The sequence below is a fragment of the Aeromicrobium sp. 10G20-16 genome, assembly GCF_055809665.1.
Window position 1 is genome coordinate 265,646 of sequence record NZ_CM147919.1, and the last position, 19,140, is coordinate 284,785.

General features: G+C 68.5%; 23 protein-coding genes and 1 tRNA gene. 17 read left to right on the plus strand and 7 right to left on the minus strand.

The features are described 5' to 3' along the window. Positions 1 to 91 precede the first annotated feature (91 nt). The 12 genes from AC0L5F_RS01260 to der are packed head-to-tail and all read left to right on the plus strand — an operon-like array spanning position 92 to position 10,550. Positions 92 to 1,729, plus strand: coding sequence for a CTP synthase (locus AC0L5F_RS01260; RefSeq protein ID WP_473316123.1), 1,638 nt, complete (start codon positions 92 to 94; stop codon positions 1,727 to 1,729). Beyond that, complete coding sequence (locus AC0L5F_RS01265) at positions 1,726 to 2,352, plus strand: NUDIX domain-containing protein (RefSeq protein WP_473314788.1); 627 nt, start codon at positions 1,726 to 1,728, stop codon at positions 2,350 to 2,352. The genes AC0L5F_RS01260 and AC0L5F_RS01265 overlap by 4 nt, the downstream gene beginning before the upstream one ends. Continuing rightward, positions 2,349 to 3,272: a site-specific tyrosine recombinase XerD gene (gene xerD / locus AC0L5F_RS01270; RefSeq protein ID WP_473314790.1), complete on the plus strand. Its 924-nt coding sequence runs from the start codon at positions 2,349 to 2,351 to the stop codon at positions 3,270 to 3,272. The genes AC0L5F_RS01265 and xerD overlap by 4 nt, the downstream gene beginning before the upstream one ends. A gap of 57 nt (positions 3,273 to 3,329) precedes the next feature. Continuing rightward, the gene (locus tag AC0L5F_RS01275; RefSeq protein WP_473314791.1) at positions 3,330 to 4,178 is read left to right on the plus strand and encodes a ParA family protein; all 849 of its coding nucleotides are present in this window, start codon (positions 3,330 to 3,332) and stop codon (positions 4,176 to 4,178) included. Beyond that, positions 4,163 to 4,558, plus strand: coding sequence for a hypothetical protein (locus tag AC0L5F_RS01280; protein ID WP_473314792.1), 396 nt, complete (start codon positions 4,163 to 4,165; stop codon positions 4,556 to 4,558). The genes AC0L5F_RS01275 and AC0L5F_RS01280 overlap by 16 nt, the downstream gene beginning before the upstream one ends. Continuing rightward, the gene (locus AC0L5F_RS01285; RefSeq protein ID WP_473314793.1) at positions 4,555 to 5,418 is read left to right on the plus strand and encodes a segregation and condensation protein A; all 864 of its coding nucleotides are present in this window, start codon (positions 4,555 to 4,557) and stop codon (positions 5,416 to 5,418) included. The genes AC0L5F_RS01280 and AC0L5F_RS01285 overlap by 4 nt, the downstream gene beginning before the upstream one ends. Beyond that, a complete protein-coding gene (scpB, locus tag AC0L5F_RS01290; protein ID WP_473314794.1) occupies positions 5,411 to 6,025 on the plus strand; it encodes an SMC-Scp complex subunit ScpB in 615 nt (204 codons plus the stop codon). The genes AC0L5F_RS01285 and scpB overlap by 8 nt, the downstream gene beginning before the upstream one ends. Then, positions 6,018 to 6,758 (plus strand): pseudouridine synthase, encoded by a 741-nt coding sequence (locus AC0L5F_RS01295; protein ID WP_473314795.1) that lies wholly within the window; start codon positions 6,018 to 6,020, stop codon positions 6,756 to 6,758. Before scpB ends, AC0L5F_RS01295 begins: the two co-directional genes overlap by 8 nt. After that, positions 6,755 to 7,831 carry a prephenate dehydrogenase gene (locus AC0L5F_RS01300; RefSeq protein WP_473314796.1) on the plus strand — a complete coding sequence of 359 codons (1,077 nt, stop codon included), beginning with the start codon at positions 6,755 to 6,757 and terminating at the stop codon, positions 7,829 to 7,831. The genes AC0L5F_RS01295 and AC0L5F_RS01300 overlap by 4 nt, the downstream gene beginning before the upstream one ends. 16 nt (positions 7,832 to 7,847) lie before the next feature. Further along, positions 7,848 to 8,507: a (d)CMP kinase gene (gene cmk, locus AC0L5F_RS01305; RefSeq protein ID WP_473314797.1), complete on the plus strand. Its 660-nt coding sequence runs from the start codon at positions 7,848 to 7,850 to the stop codon at positions 8,505 to 8,507. Continuing rightward, positions 8,504 to 9,217, plus strand: a complete 714-nt coding sequence (locus AC0L5F_RS01310) for a lysophospholipid acyltransferase family protein (protein ID WP_473314798.1) — start codon at positions 8,504 to 8,506, stop codon at positions 9,215 to 9,217. Before cmk ends, AC0L5F_RS01310 begins: the two co-directional genes overlap by 4 nt. Then, a complete protein-coding gene (gene der / locus AC0L5F_RS01315; protein ID WP_473314799.1) occupies positions 9,210 to 10,550 on the plus strand; it encodes a ribosome biogenesis GTPase Der in 1,341 nt (446 codons plus the stop codon). The genes AC0L5F_RS01310 and der overlap by 8 nt, the downstream gene beginning before the upstream one ends. A 19-nt stretch (positions 10,551 to 10,569) precedes the next feature. Here the strand turns inward: der and AC0L5F_RS01320 are convergent, their stop codons facing one another. Continuing rightward, positions 10,570 to 11,112: a DUF6434 domain-containing protein gene (locus tag AC0L5F_RS01320; RefSeq protein ID WP_473314800.1), complete on the minus strand. Its 543-nt coding sequence runs from the start codon at positions 11,110 to 11,112 to the stop codon at positions 10,570 to 10,572. A gap of 173 nt (positions 11,113 to 11,285) precedes the next feature. Between AC0L5F_RS01320 and AC0L5F_RS01325 the strand changes: the two genes are divergently transcribed. From AC0L5F_RS01325 to AC0L5F_RS01345, 5 genes are all read left to right on the plus strand, one after another. Continuing rightward, positions 11,286 to 11,359, plus strand: a tRNA-Pro gene (locus AC0L5F_RS01325). A 139-nt stretch (positions 11,360 to 11,498) separates the two neighbouring features. Next, the gene (locus tag AC0L5F_RS01330) at positions 11,499 to 11,771 is read left to right on the plus strand and encodes a helix-turn-helix domain-containing protein (RefSeq protein ID WP_473314801.1); all 273 of its coding nucleotides are present in this window, start codon (positions 11,499 to 11,501) and stop codon (positions 11,769 to 11,771) included. Positions 11,772 to 11,858: 87 nt separating this feature from the next. Then, complete coding sequence (locus AC0L5F_RS01335; RefSeq protein WP_473314802.1) at positions 11,859 to 12,971, plus strand: tyrosine-type recombinase/integrase; 1,113 nt, start codon at positions 11,859 to 11,861, stop codon at positions 12,969 to 12,971. Beyond that, on the plus strand, positions 12,968 to 13,390 hold the full coding sequence (locus AC0L5F_RS01340; protein ID WP_473314803.1) for a type II toxin-antitoxin system RelE/ParE family toxin: 423 nt from the start codon (positions 12,968 to 12,970) through the stop codon (positions 13,388 to 13,390). Before AC0L5F_RS01335 ends, AC0L5F_RS01340 begins: the two co-directional genes overlap by 4 nt. A 1-nt stretch (position 13,391) precedes the next feature. Next, positions 13,392 to 13,697: a helix-turn-helix domain-containing protein gene (locus tag AC0L5F_RS01345; protein ID WP_473314804.1), complete on the plus strand. Its 306-nt coding sequence runs from the start codon at positions 13,392 to 13,394 to the stop codon at positions 13,695 to 13,697. Between the two features lie 1,341 nt (positions 13,698 to 15,038). On the opposite strand, the gene AC0L5F_RS01350 is transcribed toward AC0L5F_RS01345, so the two are convergent. From AC0L5F_RS01350 to AC0L5F_RS01375, 6 genes are all read right to left on the minus strand, one after another. After that, complete coding sequence (locus AC0L5F_RS01350) at positions 15,039 to 15,338, minus strand: hypothetical protein (protein WP_473314805.1); 300 nt, start codon at positions 15,336 to 15,338, stop codon at positions 15,039 to 15,041. Positions 15,339 to 15,468: 130 nt separating this feature from the next. Beyond that, positions 15,469 to 16,059 (minus strand): hypothetical protein, encoded by a 591-nt coding sequence (locus tag AC0L5F_RS01355; RefSeq protein WP_473314806.1) that lies wholly within the window; start codon positions 16,057 to 16,059, stop codon positions 15,469 to 15,471. Between the two features lie 15 nt (positions 16,060 to 16,074). Beyond that, positions 16,075 to 16,485, minus strand: coding sequence for a single-stranded DNA-binding protein (locus AC0L5F_RS01360; protein WP_473314807.1), 411 nt, complete (start codon positions 16,483 to 16,485; stop codon positions 16,075 to 16,077). Positions 16,486 to 16,903: 418 nt separating this feature from the next. Next, the gene (locus AC0L5F_RS01365) at positions 16,904 to 17,425 is read right to left on the minus strand and encodes a GNAT family N-acetyltransferase (RefSeq protein WP_473314808.1); all 522 of its coding nucleotides are present in this window, start codon (positions 17,423 to 17,425) and stop codon (positions 16,904 to 16,906) included. A 4-nt stretch (positions 17,426 to 17,429) separates the two neighbouring features. Continuing rightward, positions 17,430 to 17,738, minus strand: a complete 309-nt coding sequence (locus AC0L5F_RS01370; RefSeq protein WP_473314809.1) for a hypothetical protein — start codon at positions 17,736 to 17,738, stop codon at positions 17,430 to 17,432. A gap of 4 nt (positions 17,739 to 17,742) precedes the next feature. After that, complete coding sequence (locus AC0L5F_RS01375; protein WP_473314810.1) at positions 17,743 to 19,122, minus strand: FAD-dependent oxidoreductase; 1,380 nt, start codon at positions 19,120 to 19,122, stop codon at positions 17,743 to 17,745. Between the last annotated feature and the right edge of the window lie 18 nt (positions 19,123 to 19,140).

The following is a 19,140-nucleotide window of genomic DNA, read 5'->3' on the forward strand; positions in this document are numbered from 1 at the left end:
TGGGGGACCGAACCTCATCTGAGTCGCTCGAAGACATCTTCGGCAATCGACCACGGGAGTCACCTTGGCAGGCAGCGCGGTTACCAAGCATGTGTTCGTGACCGGCGGGGTCGCCTCCTCGCTCGGCAAGGGTCTGACCGCATCCAGCCTGGGTCGCCTCCTGAAGTCGCGCGGACTGCGCGTGACCATGCAGAAGCTCGACCCGTACCTCAACGTCGATCCCGGGACGATGAATCCGTTCCAGCACGGCGAGGTGTTCGTCACGAACGACGGCGCCGAGACCGACCTCGACATCGGTCACTACGAGCGGTTCCTGGACGAGGACCTCGTGGGTCGGGCCAACGTGACCACCGGGCAGGTGTACTCCGACGTCATCGCCCGCGAGCGACGCGGCGACTACCTGGGCGACACCGTGCAGGTCATCCCGCACATCACCAACGAGATCAAGGACCGCATGCTCTCGATGGGCGGCCCTGACGTCGACGTCGTGATCCATGAGATCGGCGGCACGGTCGGCGACATCGAGAGCCAGCCCTTCCTCGAGTCGGCCCGCCAGGTGCGCCACGAGATCGGCCGCGGTCACGTGTTCTTCCTGCACGTCTCCCTGGTGCCGTTCATCGGCCCGTCCGGCGAGCTCAAGACCAAGCCCACGCAGCACTCGGTCGCCGCGCTGCGCTCCATCGGCATCCAGCCCGACGCCATCGTGTGCCGCTCGGACCGTGAGATCCCCGAGAGCGTCAAGCGCAAGATCTCGCTGATGTGCGACGTCGAGACCGAGGCCGTGGTCACGGCCAGCGACGCACCGTCCATCTACGACATCCCCAAGGTGCTGCACCGCGAGGGACTCGACGCCTACGTCGTGCGGCGACTGGACCTGCCGTTCCGCGACGTCGACTGGACCCAGTGGGACGCGCTCCTGCGCCGGGTGCACGAGCCCAAGGACGAGATCACCATCGCGCTGGTCGGCAAGTACGTCGACCTGCCCGACGCCTACCTGTCGGTGGCCGAGGCGCTGCGTGCCGGCGGGTTCGCCAACGACGCCCGCATCAACCTCACCTGGGTCGGGTCCGACGACTGCGCCACGCCGGCCGGCGCCGCCCAGCACCTCGCCGACGTCGACGGCATCTGCGTGCCCGGTGGCTTCGGCATCCGCGGCATCGAGGGCAAGGTGGGGGCTCTGACCTTCGCCCGGGAGCAGGGGATCCCCGTGCTCGGTCTGTGCCTCGGCCTGCAGTGCATGGTCATCGAGTTCGCCCGCGAGGTGGCCGGAATCGAGGGCGCCAGCTCGTCGGAGTTCGACCCCGAGGCCACCCATCCGGTCATCGCGACGATGGCCGAGCAGCTCGACATCGTCGAGGGGGCGGGCGACCTCGGCGGGACCATGCGGCTCGGTCTGTACCCGGCCGCGCTCCAGCCGGGCAGCATCGTCGCCGGGCTGTACGGCAGCGACAAGGTCGAGGAGCGCCACCGCCACCGGTACGAGGTCAACAACACCTACCGCGACCAGATCGAGGCCGCCGGCCTGGTCTTCAGCGGCACCTCGCCCGACGCGCAGCTCGTGGAGTTCGTCGAGCTGCCCCGTGACGTGCACCCGTTCTACGTGGCCACCCAGGCCCATCCCGAGCTCCGGTCGCGTCCGACGAAGCCGCACCCGCTGTTCAGCGGCCTCGCGGCTGCGGCTCTTGCGCGTCAGAAGGAGACCCGGCTCCCGGTCGACGGGCCCGCATGACCTCCGCACAGGCTGCTGGACATCCGCGGTTGCCGGGACTGCTGGCCGACGGCTCGACGATCACCGACGAGGCCGCCGCCTGGCCGGTCACGACCACCGAGGTCGCCTACGACAGCCCGTACGTCAGCCTGACGATCGACACGATCGCCGACCCTCGCGGGGAGCAGCACGGCCGCGCGGTGGTCCGACCGCACGGTGCCGTCGGGGTGGTCGCACTCGACGAGGACGACCGGATCCTGCTGGTGCAGCAGTACCGGCACCCGGTGGCGCAGCGGGTGCTGGAGATCCCGGCGGGCACCCTCGACGTCGTCGGCGAGCCGGCGCTCGACGCGGCGGCCCGCGAGCTGGCCGAGGAGGCTGACGTGCTCGCAGGCCAGTGGGAGCCGTTCCTGGTCATGCACGCCACGCCCGGCTACTCCTCGGAGCGCTGGGAGGTCTTCGTGGCCACCGATCTCTCGCCGGTCCCGGTGGAGGACCGGACGGACCGGGCGGCAGAAGAGGCCGACATGCAGCAGTGGTGGCTGCCGTTCGACGAGGCAGTCGCCGCCGTGTTCGACGGCCGCATCACCGACTCGATGACGGTCGCGGCGATCCTCGGGGTCCAGGCGCAGCGGTCGCGATGAGCCCCGTCGAGCGGGCCGTCGACGACTACCTGAGCCATCTCGGGGTCGAGCGGGGCCTGGCCGACAACACGTTGCGGTCGTACCGCCGGGACCTGCGTCGCTACCTGCACTTCCTGCTGGGGCGTCAGTGCACCGAGCCGTCGGCGATCGGCGAGGCCGACGTCACCGCGTTCGTGGCGCACCTGCGCACCGGCGACGAGGACCATTCGCCGCTCGGCACGGCCAGCGTGGCGCGCACGGTCGTCGCCGTCCGTGGACTGCACCGATTCCTGGTGCGTGAACAGGTCGTCACCGCCGACGTCACCGCCGCGGTGAAGCCACCGCGGCCGCCCTCGCGTCTGCCCAAGGCGCTCACGGTCGAGCAGGTCGAGGCGCTGCTCGACGCGGTCGGAGCACCCGGCACGGTGCTCTCGGCCCGCGACCGCACCCTGCTCGAGGTGCTGTACGGCACCGGCGCCCGCATCTCGGAGGCCGTCGGACTCGACATCGACGACCTCGATCTCGAGGAGTCGACCGTCCTGCTGCGGGGCAAGGGCGGCAAGCAGCGCATCGTCCCGCTCGGATCGTTCGCCGTCGCGGCCCTGCGCGACTACCTGACCGCGTCGCGACCCGCGCTGGTGTCGGCACGGGCGACGACGCCGGCGGTGTTCCTGAACGCCAGGGGAGGTCGGCTGTCGCGCCAGAGCGCCTGGACGGTGCTGACGAACGCCGCGCAGCGCGCCGGTGTCACCGCGGAGGTGTCGCCGCACACGCTGCGGCACTCCTTCGCCACCCACCTGCTCGACGGGGGAGCGGACGTACGGGTGGTGCAGGAGCTGCTGGGGCATGCGTCCGTGACGACGACCCAGATCTACACGCTGGTCACGGTGGAGAAGCTGCGGGAGATTTACGCGACGTCCCACCCGCGCGCGTCGCGGTGACAGCCGTCGCGATGGGTAGAGTGAATATCGACAATTCATCCTCGGGAAGGAGAGATCATGGCAACCACCACGGGGCCCACGGGTCGGCCGTTGCCGGTCTTTCCCGATCCTGAGCCGCGAGCGCCGGGCGCTCCCGCGACCATCATCGCGATGTGCAACCAGAAGGGTGGCGTCGGCAAGACCACCACCACGATCAGCCTGGGTGCCGCCCTGGTCGAGACCGGTCGCCGCGTCCTGCTGGTCGACTTCGATCCCCAGGGGTCGCTCACGGTCGGTCTGGGCTTCAACGCCCACGAGATCGACCAGAGCATCTATCACGCCCTGATGGACCGTGAGGTCGGCGTCAAGGACATCATCATGACCACGTCGGTCAGGAACCTCGACCTGGTTCCGGCCAACATCGATCTGTCCGCCGCAGAGATGCGTCTGGTCACCGAGGTCGGCCGCGAGCAGGTGCTGTCGCACGTGCTCAAGCCGGTGCGCAACGACTACGACATCATCTTGATCGACTGCCAGCCCTCGCTCGGTCTGCTGGCGGTCAATGCGCTCACCGCCGCGTCCGGCGTCATCATCCCGCTGGAGTGCGAGTACTTCGCCCTGCGCGGCGTCGCCCTGCTCAAGGACACCATCGAGCGGGTGCGTGAGCGCACCAACGACGACCTCACCATCATCGGTCTGCTCGGCACCATGTACGACAGCCGGACGTTGCACGGCAAGGAGGTGCTGCAGACCCTCGTGGAGGGCTGGGGAGACCTCGTCTTCCACACCGTCATCCGTCGCACCGTCAAGTTCTCCGACGCCACGGTGGCCGGTGAGCCGATCACCGAGTACGCGCCCACCTCGCCGGGCGCCGACGCCTACCGCGAGCTGGCCAGGGAGGTGCTCTCACGATGCCCCGGCGCGTGAACCTGCCCGGTGCCGATGAGCTGTTCCGCCCCACCGCCAAGGAGGGCACCGCGGGTACCGCGCCCGCCCGCCCCCCGCGTGAGCCGTTGCCCAAGTCGCCGAGCGACGCCCCGGCCCGCACGAGTCCGGCCCGCCTGCAGGCTGTCGAGGACCTCTCCCCGCCCGAGAGCGGTCGGGTCAAGCACGACGAGAAGATGACCGTCTACGTCACCTCCGACGAGCTGCTCGCCGTCGAGCAGGCTCGCCTCCAGCTGCGCGCCGCGCTGGGGCGAACCGTCGACCGCGGGCGCTTCGTCCGAGCCGCCGTGGCGCTGGCCCTGGCCGATCTGGACGAGCACGGCATCGACAGCGCCGTGGCCCGCCGGTTGAGCGACACGTGACGGTCTCCGATGCTCCGCCTGCGGCCTTCTCGGTCAACCTGGTCAACTTCGAGGGCCCGTTCGACCTGCTGCTGCAGCTGATCTCCAAGCACGAGCTGGACATCACCGAGGTCGCCCTGTCATCGGTCACCACCGAGTTCATCGCCTTCGTGCGCGGTCTCGACGACGACCTGGAGCAGACCACGAACTTCCTGCTGGTCGCGTCGACGCTGCTCGACCTCAAGGCGGCCCGGCTGCTGCCCCAGGGCGACGTCGAGGACGAGGAGGACCTCGCACTTCTCGAGGCCCGCGACCTGCTGTTCGCCCGCCTGATGCAGTACAAGGCCTTCAAGCAGGTGGCTGGCGCGTTCGCCGAGCGGCTCGACACCGAGCGCCGTCGCTTCCCGCGCATCGCGCCGCTGGAGCCGCGGTTCGCCGACCTGCTTCCCGAAGTCATCATCTCGGCCGGACCCGACGAGCTGGCCCGGCTCGCCGCGGCCGCGTTCGCGGTCAAGCCGGTGCCGTTCGTGTCGCTGGCGCACCTGCACGCACCGCAGGTCAGCGTGCGTGAGCAGGCCCACCTCGTGGTCGACCAGCTGCGGCGCAAGGGCGAGATGTCCTTCCGCGCGCTGACGGCCGACGCGCCCGACCTGATGACCAAGGTGGCGCGCTTCCTCGCGTTGCTCGAGCTGTTCCGCGAAGGAGCGCTGGCCTTCGAGCAGGCCACACCGCTCGGGGACCTCCTCGTTCGCTGGACCGGGACCGACGAGGGCGACCTGGACGTGGGCGACGAGTTCGACACGCCTGTCGTCGAGGAGACCGGCCTGGAGGCCATCGATCCCGACGACCCCACTGACGAGAACGGACCGGACGATGACTGAAGCCGAGCCCCACGACCAGCACGAGGTCGAGGACGCCGCGGCACCGCTCGACCTCAAGCCGGCCCTGGAGGCCGTGCTGATGGTGGCCGACCAGCCGCTGGACCACCTCACGCTGGCCCAGGCCGTGGGTCATCCACCCGCGGAGGTGCAGGTGGCGCTGGTGCAGCTGTCCGACGAGTACACCGAGCAGGGCCGCGGCTTCGAGCTGCGCGCCATCGCCGGCGGTTGGCGGTTCTTCTCGCGCGAGGCCTTCGCGCCGGCCGTCGAGAGGTTCGTCCTCGACGGCCAGCAGGCGCGGCTCACGCAGGCAGCTTTGGAGACCGTCGCCGTGGTGGCCTACCGCCAGCCGATCAGTCGATCACGCATCTCGGCCATCCGCGGGGTCAACGTCGACGGCGTCGTGCGCACCCTGGTCACCCGCGGTCTGATCGAGGAGGACAGCACGGACGGCGAGAGCGGTGCGGTGCTCTACCGCACCACGTCGTACTTCCTGGAGCGCATGGGGCTGGACAGCATCGCCGAGCTGCCCGAGCTCGCTCCGATGCTGCCCGAGCTCGACGAGATGGACGACGAGTCGGCCCCGGCGCAGGGCGAGACGCATGCCTGAGCCCGCCGACCAGGGCATCCGCCTGCAGAAGGTGCTGGCCTCGGCCGGCATCGCGAGCCGGCGCAAGTGCGAGGAGCTGATGGCCGGCGGACACGTCGAGGTCGACGGCGAGGTCGTCACCCAGATGGGCGCCCGCGTCGATCCGAAGACCGCGGTCATCCGGGTCGACGGCCGGCGCATCCCGCCGCCGAGCGACCACGCCTACGTCGTGCTCAACAAGCCCACCGGAATCGTGTCGACGATGGCCGACGAGAACGGGCGGCCCGACCTGTCGGGCCTGCTGGCGCACCGCACGGATCGGCTGTTCCACGTCGGACGGCTCGACACCGACACGTCGGGTCTGCTGGTGCTGACCAACGACGGCGAGCTCGCCCACCAGCTGGCGCACCCGTCGTTCGAGATCACCAAGACCTATGTCGCGCTGGTCGAGGGCGCGGTCTCCGACCGGGTGGGCGCGTCGCTGCGCGACGGCATCGACCTGGAGGACGGCCGCGCCCAGGTGGACCGGTTCGTGGTCAAGGACCGCGGCAAGGGGCGCTCCATGGTCGAGCTGGACATCCACATGGGTCGCAACCGCATCGTGCGGCGCATGCTGGCCGAGGTCGGGCACCCGGTCGTCGAGCTGACCCGCACGGCCTTCGGGCCGCTGCGGCTCGGGTCCTTGCCGGTCGGGCGCCTGCGCGACCTGAGCCGCGACGAGCTCGGTGCGCTGTTCGATACCGTGACCACATGACGACACCCGTATCCAGCGCGGGTCTGGACGGTCCCGTCCTGGTCATCGGGTGTGGGCTGATCGGCACGTCGCTGGCGCTCGCGCTCACCGAGCAGGGAGTGACCGTCCACCTGTCCGACGCCGTGCCCGCCAACGTCGAGCTCGCGGCCTCGCGGGGCGCAGGGACGGGCGATCCGGTCACCGACCCGGTGCTGGTGGTCGTCGCCGTGCCGCCGTCGGTCTCGGCCGACGTGATCAGGGAGGCGCTGCGCGACCACCCGAGCGCCGTGGTCACCGACGTCAGCAGCGTCAAGGTCGACCTCATGGGCGCCCTGGCCGGAGCACCGGGTGCCGAACGCTTCGTCGGCGGCCACCCCATGGCCGGCAGGGAGCGGTCCGGTCCCATGGCCGCCACACCGCGGTTGTTCGAGGGTCGGCCCTGGGCGATCGTCGCGCTGCCGGAGACCAGCGACGAGGCCGTACGGCTCGTCAGCACGGTCGCGACGTCGGTCGGAGCGGTCCTTCGGCCGATGGACGCCACGACGCACGACACCTCGGTCGCGTTCGTCTCGCACGTCCCGCACCTGGCGTCGGTGCTGGTCGCCGGTCTGCTGAACGACGCGCCGGACGGAGCGCTGGACCTCGCCGGCCCCGGGCTGCGCGACGTCACCCGCATCGCGGGCAGCGTCACGGGCATGTGGCTGGACATCTTCAGCGGCAACGCGGCCGAGGTCACCAGGCTGCTCACGGCTCTGCGCGGCTCCATCGACGACGCTCTGCTGGCCCTCGACACCGACCCGCGCGGCCTCGACGTGCTGCTCGACGCGGGTCGGGCCGGCACCCGGCTGATCCCGGGTCGCCACGGCGGGGCGAGCGAGGAGCTGGCCACCGTGTACGTCTCGGTGAGCGACCAGCCGGGCGAGTTGTCACGTCTGATGGGTGATGCGGGACAATCAGGAGTCAACATCGAGGACATCCGCATCGATCACGAGCTCGGACGGCTCGTCGGCCAGGTCGAGATCGCCGTGGATGCCTCGAAGGCCGACACGCTGGTCGCCGCGCTGGATGCTCGGGGCTGGGCCGCGCACCTCTGAAGGGGAGAACATCGAGATGGGCACGACCAAGGTCATCGCCATCGACGGACCGTCGGGTTCGGGCAAGTCGAGCACGTCGCGAGGAGTCGCGTCGCGGCTGGGTCTGGCCTACCTCGACACCGGGGCGATGTATCGGGCGATGACGTGGGCGCTGCTGCAGGGCGGCGTCGACCTCGACGACGCCGACGCGATCGCTGCGGCCGCGGAGGACGTGACGCTGCGGTCCGGTACCGATCCGTCGGCGCCGTCCATCCATGTGGGCGATGTCGACGTCTCCGGCCCGATCCGCGGCGACGACGTCACCGGATCGGTCAGCCCGGTCGCGGCCGTGCCGCGCGTGCGTGAGCTGCTGGTCGACCTGCAGCGCGAGATCATCGACGCCTCGGACGGCATCGTCGTCGAAGGTCGCGACATCGGCAGCGTCGTCGCACCCGATGCGCGCGCCAAGATCTATCTCGTGGCCGATCCGGCGGCGCGTGCTGCACGTCGGGCCGCCGAGACCGGGTCGACCGACACCGGCGCCACCGAGGCGTCGCTGGCGCGGCGCGACCAGATCGACTCCACCCGGGCCGCATCGCCCCTGACGCAGGCTGACGGCGCCATCGTCGTTGACAGCACCCACCTGGGACTCGAGGAGGTCATCGACGTCATCGTGGGGATCGTCGAGGGCCGATGAGCACCGACACCCAGCTGCACCAGCGCTCCGGCCGAGGACTGCCCGAGCTCGGCCTCACGGTGGCTCGAGCCACCCTCGGCGGGTTGTTCGTGCGCAAGTGGGACGTCGTCGAGCGCGGCCAGGACCGCGTACCCGCCGAGGGCCCGGTGATCATCGCGTCCAACCACATCGGGTGGGCCGACGGGCCGTTGCTCGTGGCGCGAGCGCCCCGCAAGCTGCACACCCTGGTCAAGGAGGAGGAGTTCGCCGGCAAGCACCGCCACCTGCTCCGGGCCATCGGACAGATCAAGGTCTCGCGCAACCGGGTCGACTCCGCTGCGCTGCGGCGGGCATCTGCGGCGCTCGACGCCGGTCAGGCCGTCGGCATCTTCCCCGAAGGCATCCGTGGTGACGGCGAGCTCCGCGAGATCAAGAGCGGCGTGGCGTGGCTGGCGCTCGTGAGCGGAGCGCCCGTCGTCCCGCTGGCGATCTTCGGCACCCGTGAGCCGGGGGAGGGCCCCGACTACCGGCCGGCCGAGGGCGCTCGCATCGACCTGGTCTACGGTCGACCCATCCAGGTGGACCGTCAGCCGTGGCCCCGCGACCGCTTCATGATCGACGAGGCCACCGAACAGATCCACTCCCACCTCACCAATCACCTGACCCGGGCGAAGTCGCTGGTCGAGCGCGAGCTTCCCGGGCCCATGCCGGCGGGAGCCTGGAATGTCTGAACACCCCACACCGGTTCACCAGCCGGTCCTCGCCGTCATCGGCCGTCCCAACGTGGGCAAGTCCACGCTGGTCAACCGCATCATCGGCCGGCGCGAGGCCGTCGTCGAGGACGTCCCCGGGGTCACCCGGGACCGTGTCTCGTACGAGGCGGTCTGGAACGGGCGCACCTTCACCGTGGTCGACACCGGCGGCTGGGACCCCAACGCGAAGGGCATGGCCGAGCGCATCGCCGCGCAGGCCGAGATCGCCATCCAGGTGGCCGACGCCGTGCTCTTCGTCGTCGACGCCACCGTCGGCATCACCGACGTCGACGAGAAGGTGGTGCGCATCCTGCGCGCCGCCAAGAAGCCGGTGGTCCTGGCGGCCAACAAGGTGGACGACCAGCGCACCGAGGCCGAGGCGGCAGCGCTGTGGAACCTGGGACTGGGCGAGCCCATCCCGGTGTCGGCCCTGCACGGACGGGGCAGCGGCGACATGCTCGACGCGATCCTCGAGGCACTCCCCGAGGCGCCGCCGGAGAACTGGGAGCCCGAGCAGGGCCCGCGTCGCGTGGCGATCGTCGGCAAGCCCAACGTGGGCAAGTCCAGCCTCCTGAACCGGCTGGCCGGTGAGGAACGGGTCGTCGTCGACGACGCCTCCGGCACCACCGTGGACCCGGTCGACGAGATCGTGGAGCTGGGCGGACGGGTGTGGACGTTCATCGACACCGCCGGCATCCGCCGCCGGGTGCGCGACGCGTCGGGGCACGAGTACTACGCCAGCCTGCGCACGTCGTCGGCCATCGAGCGGGCCGAGGTGGCGGTGCTGATCATCGACGCCAGCGTCTCGCTGACCGAGCAGGACCTGCGCATCGTCAGCCAGGTCGCCGAGACCGGTCGTGCGCTGGTGATCGCCTTCAACAAGTGGGACCTCGTCGACGAGGAGCGCCGGTTCTACCTCGATCGCGAGATCGAGCGCGAGCTGGTGCAGGTGCAGTGGGCGCCGCGGATCAACATCACCGCGCTCACCGGCTGGCACGTCGATCGTCTCGTGCGCGCCCTGGACTCCGCGCTGGAGGGATGGGAGACCCGGGTGCCCACGGGTGCGCTGAACTCGTTCCTCGGGCGTCTGGTGGCCGAGCACCCGCACCCGGTGCGCGGTGGCAAGCAGCCCAAGATCCTGTTCGGCACGCAGGCCAGCACCGCACCGCCCACGTTCGTGCTCTTCACGTCGGGCAAGCTCGAGGCGTCGTACCTGCGCTTCATCGAGCGCCGCCTGCGCGAGACCTTCGGCTTCGTCGGCACCCCGATCCACCTCACCCAGCGCCCGCGCGAGAAGCGCGCCCGCGGCTGACGCCGACGCGGTGGTGGGATCAGCAGGTCGGTGGTCGGGCGTCGACGGGCAGGGCGCGGTGACGTGACCACGCGGCGAGCATGTCAGCGTGCCGGCCATGGGGATGCGCGGCGTGCCAGGACCGCGAGAACCTGTTCAGCTCGAACTGCGGTGCGATCTCGTCCGTGCGCCCCGCGCGGGTGGCGTACCAGTGATCGACTGCCTCGCCGAGCGTGTGTCCGCCCTCCGAGAGGTACCTGCGCATCGCGCCGTCGAAGGAGAAGCCGGGGCCGATCCGTTCGACGAACCACGATCGGAGAGTTTGAGATGCGCGCTGGCCGACCGGCAGCACGGTGTCGTCATGGAGCTCCCCGACGACGTGGGTGCTTCGGCGCGTGGGCGGCGGAGCCGGAACCGGGTGTCCGTCGAGGTGCGCGACGAGGCGTTCGGTCAGGTCGGTCTTGGTCCCCGAGCATGACACCCCACACACCCGGGCGAACGAGGCGAGCTCGGACCGCAGCCAGTACCAGCGCGTCAGCTCGGCACCGCTCATCGCCGGCGTGAGGTCGGGGCGGGTCTCCATGGTCGAGAGGCTAGTGGGCGGCACCGACAGGCGCCGATGCAATCAAGCGGACCGACCACAGGCCACGAGCGAGCCGAGCCAGACCTCGCTCAGCCCCGGCACGTCCCTTCGGCTCGCGAACCGATGCGGGAGCGCGGGGGTACCTGAGGTATCGTTCTACGTCGGCACCACCACGGGCTGTGGCGCAGCTTGGTAGCGCACCTGACTGGGGGTCAGGGGGTCGCAGGTTCAAATCCTGTCAGCCCGACCGATCAGGCCTGGGAATCCAAGGATTCCCAGGCCTGAAAGCGTGAGAGATTTGAACCGCTCGCCAGAAACTCGCCATTCACTCGGTCTGAAACCCTTTCTGCCGGCAATTCGCAGAAGAGGGCATGGGACATCCACGGATGGCTCAGATCGCCTCGGATCGGCATGCCCACCTGTTTGGCATGACCACAGAAGCGACCACCACAAGCGGTCTGGAACCGCTGATGAGCATCGACGACCTCGCCAGCTACCTCGGCATTCCGGTCACGACAATCTACGACTGGCGCGTGTCGGGCAAAGGGCCCTGTGCGATTCGAGTGGGACGCCATCTGAAGTTCGCTGTCCACGACGTGCGCGACTGGGTCGAGCATCAGCGCGAACTGTCGCCGGGACATCCGCAGAACGATCGGTAGCGGGTCGTGAGTAGGCCACGCACGCCGATCGGGACCTTCGGTGAGATCGATTTCAGGGCGAACCCCGGAGGCCACGTCCGGGCCCGTGTGCGGTTTCGCGACGACGACGGGCAGTTGCGCTCAGTCGAGGCGACCGGCTCGACGCGCAAGGCTGCGGAGCGCAGTCTGAAGGAGAAGCTTGCTGCCCGTGGCACCTACTCGGCCGGGATGGGCGAGTTGTCTGCCGACACACCGTTCCCGGAGCTAGTGAAGGTCTGGCTGGAGGATCTCGATCTGGAGGACCGGATCGCTGTCAGCACGCGCGACCTGTACGAGCGGGACATGCGCACGCTGGTGTTGCCTGCCTTTGAGCACTTCACGCTGCGCGAGATTTCGATCAGCAAGGTCGACCGGTTCCTCAAGGGGCAGGCGAAGATCAGCTACAGCCGTGCCAAGCATGCGAAGGTTGTCCTCAATCTCGCCTTGGGTCTCGCGTTGCGTTACGAGGCCATCCCGCGTAATCCTGTCCTCGGGACGGCCCGCTTGAGGCGGCCGCCGTCGAGGGTGATGGCGCTGACGATCACCCAAGTCGAGGCCATCCGGTACGCAGTAGGGACATGGCGACGTGGGGAAGGGCTGTCGGGGCCGAGACCAGACGGTCAGCTGGAAGCGATCATCGAAGTCATGCTGGGCACTTCGGCCCGCATCGGTGAGGTGTTAGCGATTCGCAAGTGCGATGTCGACGTCACCTGCTTGCCGCCCACCGTGCGAATCTGCGGCACGGTGGTCTCACCCAAGGGCAAACCGACCTTCCGCCAGGGCCATCCGAAGACGTCCACGTCACGACGCACGATCTCGGTCCCGACGTTCACCGCTGAGGTGCTGAGACAGCGGCTGGTCGCGGTGGCCAGCGAAGAACCGGAGCACCTCGTGTTCTTCAGCCGCAACCACACTCCGCTGACGACCAACAACGTCCGACGACGCCTGCGGGCGATCCTCGACGAGGTAGGCATCGGCGGAGTCACACCGCACTCGTTCCGTCGCACGGTGGCGACTGTCTTGGATCGGGCCGGGGGAGCGGACCTCGCAGCCGAGATGCTCGGGCACACCTCATCGGACATCACGCGGCAGCACTACATCGAACCCGACGAGATCGTGAACCCGGTGACGGCCGAGATCCTGGAGTCGCTCGCACCCCGAACGCCGAAGGAGAGCCAGTGACCGGCGACGAGGATCAGCGTCATACCCTTTCCCATCTACAAGGACAAGGGTATGATCGGAAGGTGTGGGACATCGATCTCGAACAGATTGATGACTGGCTCAAGACGGTCGATGACGATACCTACGACCAGGTCGTCGCGGCGCTCAGGATTCTGACCGAACACGGTCCGGGACTGGGCCGGCCATTGGTCGACTCGATCACCGGGTCACGACACAAGAACATGAAGGAGCTCCGACCGGGATCGTCCGGACGGAGCGAGGTGCGGATCTTGTTCGCCTTCGATCCCAGGCGCAGGGCAGTCCTGCTGCTGGCCGGAGACAAGCAGGGGGCGTGGTCGAAGTGGTATCGCAAGAACATCCCTGTCGCAGACGACCGGTATGACGAGCATTTGGAGACGTTGAAGAAGGGTAGGGAGTGACATGGCGAAGTCGTTGGACGACCTACTGCTTGAGCGTCCGGGCAACCCGGAGGCCCAAGCGGTACACAAGGAACGGATGCTGGCTGAGGTCCGTGCCTACAAACTCCGTGAACTTCGCGAGATGTTGGCTCTGACCCAGACCGACGTCGCATCGGTTCTGGAGATCAGTCAGAAGCGCGTCTCCGAGATCGAGCGTGGTCAGGTGGATCGCACCAAGGTCGACACACTGCGCCGGTACGCCGACGCGCTCGGCGGCACGTTGCGAGTTGAGGTAAAGGTCGGCGAGGAGACCTACCAGATCGCTTGAGCATTGGCCATCGCTGCCAGGTCAGAGACTTGGGCCACCGAGCGGCAACCCTCGCGGAGTCGGGCGATGTGTGATTGCTTCCTGGAACTCGAGCCGGCTTCGTGCCGCATCTTGAGGGGACTGCGGCATTTTGGGCGACGGTCGGAGCCGTGTCCGAACGATCTTGAGCAGACTTGTCTGCACGGTTGAGTCGATGGGGGAGTAGCGCACGGCCGGTGTGTGTACGAGACCGTGGGCACGGTCGGCGAGGTGTGGGAAGCTTCTCACGCAGGAAGTACAGACGGTGGCGGGCTCCGTGCTCGATCACTTCGGTGAGACGAGTATCGATTCGGTCAAGGAGTTGGCCGAGTTGTCGCAGGGACCTCTCGTCGGTTTCCTCGCTCCTTGACAGCCTCTGCGAACGGGCAGCGACGATGGCGGCCTGGATTGCAGCTGGGCCACCGTTGCCGAGCAGCCCGCTGACGTTACGGGTCTCTTGGATGAGGGCTCTGAAGGTCTCGGCACGCGCCTCGCATCGGTCAGCAAACGCTGGGTCGGTAGAGCGGACCTTACTGGCGATCTCGTGGGAGACGATCCGTTGGGAGTCCAGAATCAGTCGTAAGCTGAGCGCCTCAGGAAACCGCTGGAGGTGAACCAGCAGGTTGTACTCACCCTGCAGGATGCCGGCGATTCCTGGCTGCGGCTGGCCTTCGTCGACGAGGGCGTGTGGGCTCCACCCCTGAAGATCGACGCTGTAGTCCTGCCTACCTCGACCGGCGAACGTGGCACAGGCTTCGGCTGCGCGCCCAAGTCGCCCGTGACCCTCGAGTTTCGTCCATCCGGGGATGCCTTCGTAGCGCCGGTCCAGGCTGACCAGTCCGCGGGCGATCTCGGCAGCATCCTTGAGGACGGTCATGCGCTGGCTCGGGCTGAGGTGGCCGGCCCCACCCTCTGGCCTGAAGTCATGCTCGCCGAGTGCAGCAGCTCTGGCCGCCATCCGCCACGACTCCACCATCGAGAACGACTGAGTCGTCGACAGTTCTTCCACTGTGGGCATGTCAACTTTGGACGCATCGATGGCGGCGGTGAGTCGATAGCGCAGGTCTCCGGCCGGACCTTCGGTACGCCCGCTGGAGCCTTCGTAGCTGATGTGTGTGTTCGCGGCCCGAGTCGCTTGGAGACACCAGACCAGGACTCCGTGGCGGTAGCGGGTGATTTGCTGGCCGAGTTGCTCGCGCTGCTCAACTGTCGTAGTCACGGGGACGTTGTGGAGGCCCTTACCGCCGAGCCGTTGCTGGATACGGTGTTGGCGCAGCAGCGTCGTGAGTTCGGCGCGAAGCTGCCTGGTGTTCTCCCCGTACATCAGGGCAGGTCTTTGTCTCGGGCTACTGCGAGCATGTCGAGGACCAACTCGATCTGGAGTCCGTCGACGCCGTGGTCGAGGAGTTCTTCGATGGCCGAGGACGCAACTGCGTAGAGGGTCTCGCGGTCATCGGTGGGCCCAGCGGTGTCGAGTGCGGGGGCGTCGTCGCCGTGGATGAAGTCGAGTTGGAGGAGGGCACGCTCGTACTCCACGGAGGCGTCGAAGGTCTGCGCCACATCGGCGAGCGCTGCGACGTACGAGCGTGCCTCGGCGAGGGTCAAAGCGTGGGCGAGGAGCATGATGATTGCCTTTCTGTTGAGCAGCTGGGCACGAGTCCGCCGCTTCTACCGTCGACCGGGGCGATCGCCATCTCCCTGGCATCTGGGTCGGGCTGTGGACAACTCGGCAGTGCGGCAGTTCGTGAGCAGGTCAAGTGCTCTGGGCGATGCCCCTGGCACGTGCCTCGATGCGGCGTCGCACGGTGACGTCTTCGATCACGAACTGCACGAAGTCGGCGTCACGGTCCTCGATGAGGACCTGGCTCGCAGGTTCGACCGGTTCTTCGCCGGGCCACGTCGTGAGTCGAGTCGGACGGTCGCGGTCGATTCGGGTACCGGACGTCGAGACCCACTCCCGAAGCCGGTTGCGGACTTCAGCAAAGTCCCGATGCCATGCGACAGGCGCGGACGGTGAGCCGTCGGTGTCGTAGGCGTTGAGCCAGTGGATGTGCAGTGCCGACAGCTCCCAGACCAGCTCGTCGTGGCGATGCCAGAACGGCGGCAGCACCGCCGGCGGCAGGCCGTAGGTGGTCCGAAGCCAGTTCACCCATGCGTTGAGATCTAGCCACTCGGCCTCGGCCTCGTCGGCGGTGAGCAGGTTCCAGTTGATAGGCCGAGCAGGAGCGTCGCGCTCGTTGTCGGCAGTCTCGAACGAGAGGCCGATGCTGCCGAAGTCCACGTCGCTGCTGTCGATGTCTGACTCCAGCAGGGAGGGCCGGCCGCGGTCGAGGTCGGTCGTCATGGTCGGGCTCCGTGCTCAGAGACCGACGGCCGGAACCGGCTCGTGGCGAGCCGCGATCGGGCCACCTGGTGGGTCCGGCTGCCGGCTGGGTGAGCGGTCCACGTCGTAGCGGGTGCGGGCAGTGTCGTGCCCGACGCGCCGAGCCACGAACTCTTCGCGGGTCTCGATTTTGCCCTGCTTCTCCAGTTCGTACTCGTGGATGTAGCCCGAGGCGACGAACGAGTCACCGACACGGAATCGGGCGTAGGCCCGTTCAGCAGTGGCGTTGAACATCACCATGTCGTGGAACGTCGATTCGAGCTTGGTGTAGGACGCGTCGGTCTCCTTGCGAAAGTGCTCAACACCGATCCGCGCATAGAACCGAGCCGTGCCGTTACCCGCGAAGGTGAGCTGCGGCGCAGTCGCGATGAAGCCCTGCAGGCTCATCTGGGTGGGAATCGTCATGACTGACTCCGGGTGCCACGCGGAGCCCTGGATGGCATCCGCTCTCAGTAGTCAGGTGCGCTCAGAAGCCCGTGTGAGCTGTCGCATGCTGTGGTGGGATGAGCCGGTGTGCGCGTGGCCCTTAAGGTGAGAAGACACGCCACGCAGAGACTCCCCAACTCGCGCTGGCACCAGACCATGCACGGACTCCTGGCAATTCCGTCGCCTGTCACGAGGTCGCGGCGGTCCTCGTGGTGCTGGCTGGCTCGCTGGTCAGGACAGATGGGCGGTTGCCGTCCTTCTTGAGACCTACCCGCCTGAACTCCGCGTCACCCCGCTGGAGTGGGCGCACGCCGGTGGCGGCCCTGAGGACCTGCGCGGGTTGGCAGAGCGCTCGGCCTGAGAGTGGCGCTAAACAGTGTCAGTCGACTCCGGCAAGAGTGCTTCGCCGCTCGACGAGGACGGTGTCACGCCATGCGCCGGCCTTCGGCCCCACGGTCGCCTGCGCGATGTGTTCGCGGGTGCCGATGGTGCGGAACCCGTGGCGTGCGTGCAGGCGAAGGCTGGCCTCGTTCTCGGGGAAGATGTTGGACTGGATGGTCCAGATGCCGGCCTCCTCAGTGGAGGCGATGAGTTCGGCCAGCAGCAGTCCGCCGACTCCTCGTCCTTGCGCCGCTGGTGCGACGTAGACGGAGTGCTCGACGACTCCGGCGTACACCGGACGCGCTGGGACCGGCGAACAGGCCGCCCACCCGATAAGCGTCCCGCGCGCGTCCACGGCGACGTGCCGGTGGTCGTCCAGACGGGAGGAGTCGAACGCCTTCCACGACGGCACCGCGGACTCGAACGTCGCGTGGTCCGCAGCGATGCCGGCGGCGTAGATGACCTCGACCTGCGACCAGTCATCGGGCGTCATCGCGAGTACGGCGACCTCGTCGTTCATGCCCTCATCTTGAGCCATCAAGGCCCGTGACCTCCACCCCGAGGGCGGTGATGATGACCTGGCCATCTTCGACGCGGACGAGACCGAGGTTCGCCAGCTTCCACAGACTCTGCCGCACCATCGCAGGCACGCGTTGCACGGCTGACGCGGTCAGGGAAGCGTCGTCCCTGAGCCAGCTGTCCGCGATCTGGTCGGGCGTCATCGGCCCGCCCGTCAGCAAGGCGCGCAGGACGGCGCGGCGCGGCGGGGTGGACAGGTGCGCGATCCGACCGAAGTGCTCTAGGTCGACTTCGCCGGACTCGTCGCTGGTCACCAGTTCACAGTGCCGAGGGGCGCCCAAGCGAGATGAGCTCGGGGGCGGCCGGAGCGCCGCAGCATCCGCCGTCGGCCGCAGTCTCGTCGTCGAAGGTTCCGGCTCCACCGCAGACGCCGGTGTCGGGCAGGGTCAGCTCGACCCGGGCTGCGGCCTCGTGGTCGCCAGCGATGGCGGCGGCCACCGAGCGCGTCTGCTCGAACCCGGTGAGGGCCAGGAACGACGTGGCCCGCCCGTAGGACTTCATCCCGACCAGGAAGAAGCCTGCCTCCGGCTGAGCGAGCTCCTTGGCGCCGTGCGGGTAGACGGTGCCGCACGAGTGCTCGTTGGGATCGATCAGCGGCGCGAGCTCGCGCGGCGCCTGCAGCACTGGGTCGAGGTCGAGCCGCACCTCGGACAAGATGTCGAGATCGGGGCGGAAGCCAGTCAGGACGACGACCTCGTCGACGCCATCGACCGTCTGTCCGTCGAACGACTCGATGGTCAGCGTGCCATCGCCATGAGAGGTGACCGACGCCGTTCGGAACCCGTTCAGCGTGGTGACGGGCCCGTCCTGCACCGCGGCTTGTGCCAGCTGTCCCAGGGCTCCGCGCTCTGGCAGCTCGTCCTGCCCACTGCCGGCGAAGGCCTCACCGACGCTTGGGCGTCGAACCAACCAGCTGATCCGAGTACCCGGGGCCCTCTTGGCCAGGGAGGTCAGTGCGATGAGGGCTCCCTTGGCCGACGCGCCGGTGCCGGCGACGACCACATGCTTGCCGGCGTAACGGGCGCGAACATCGTCGCTTCGCAGGTCCGGGATTTGGTAGACGATCTGCGCGGCCGCTTCGGTCTCGCCGATGGCGCGGACGCCATCACCACCCAAGGGGTTCGGGCCAGTCCACGTCCCGGAGGCGTCGACGAGGGCTCGGGCCACGACGTGGATGGCCCCGGAGGGGGTCCGCACATGGACGGTGAAGGGGGCCTCCTCGCGTCCCGAGCTGACCAGGCGGTCGCGGGACTGCTTGGTCACCGATGTTACGGTGTGCTCGTAGAGCATCGCGTCGCCGAGCGAGTCGGCGAGGGGTTGCAGGTAGTCGCGGACCCAGTCGGCGCCGGTCGGGTAGCGGTCCGGCTTCGGAGCCTGCCAGCCGGCCTCCGCGAGCAACTTCTCCGCGACGGGGTCGATGAGCTCGGACCAACGTGAGAACAGACGTACGTGGCCCCACTGTGCGACGGCGGCGCCCGCGGTCGACCCAGCCTCGAGCACGACGACCTCAACTCCGCGGCTCCTCAGGTGGGCTGCGGCGGCGAGCCCCGCGGGACCTGCTCCGATGACGGCAACAGGAAGGGCAGCGGTGGACGGCACGAGCATCTGGTTCTCCTCGATCGACAATGGCATTGACATCTGTCAATGACTCGAGCG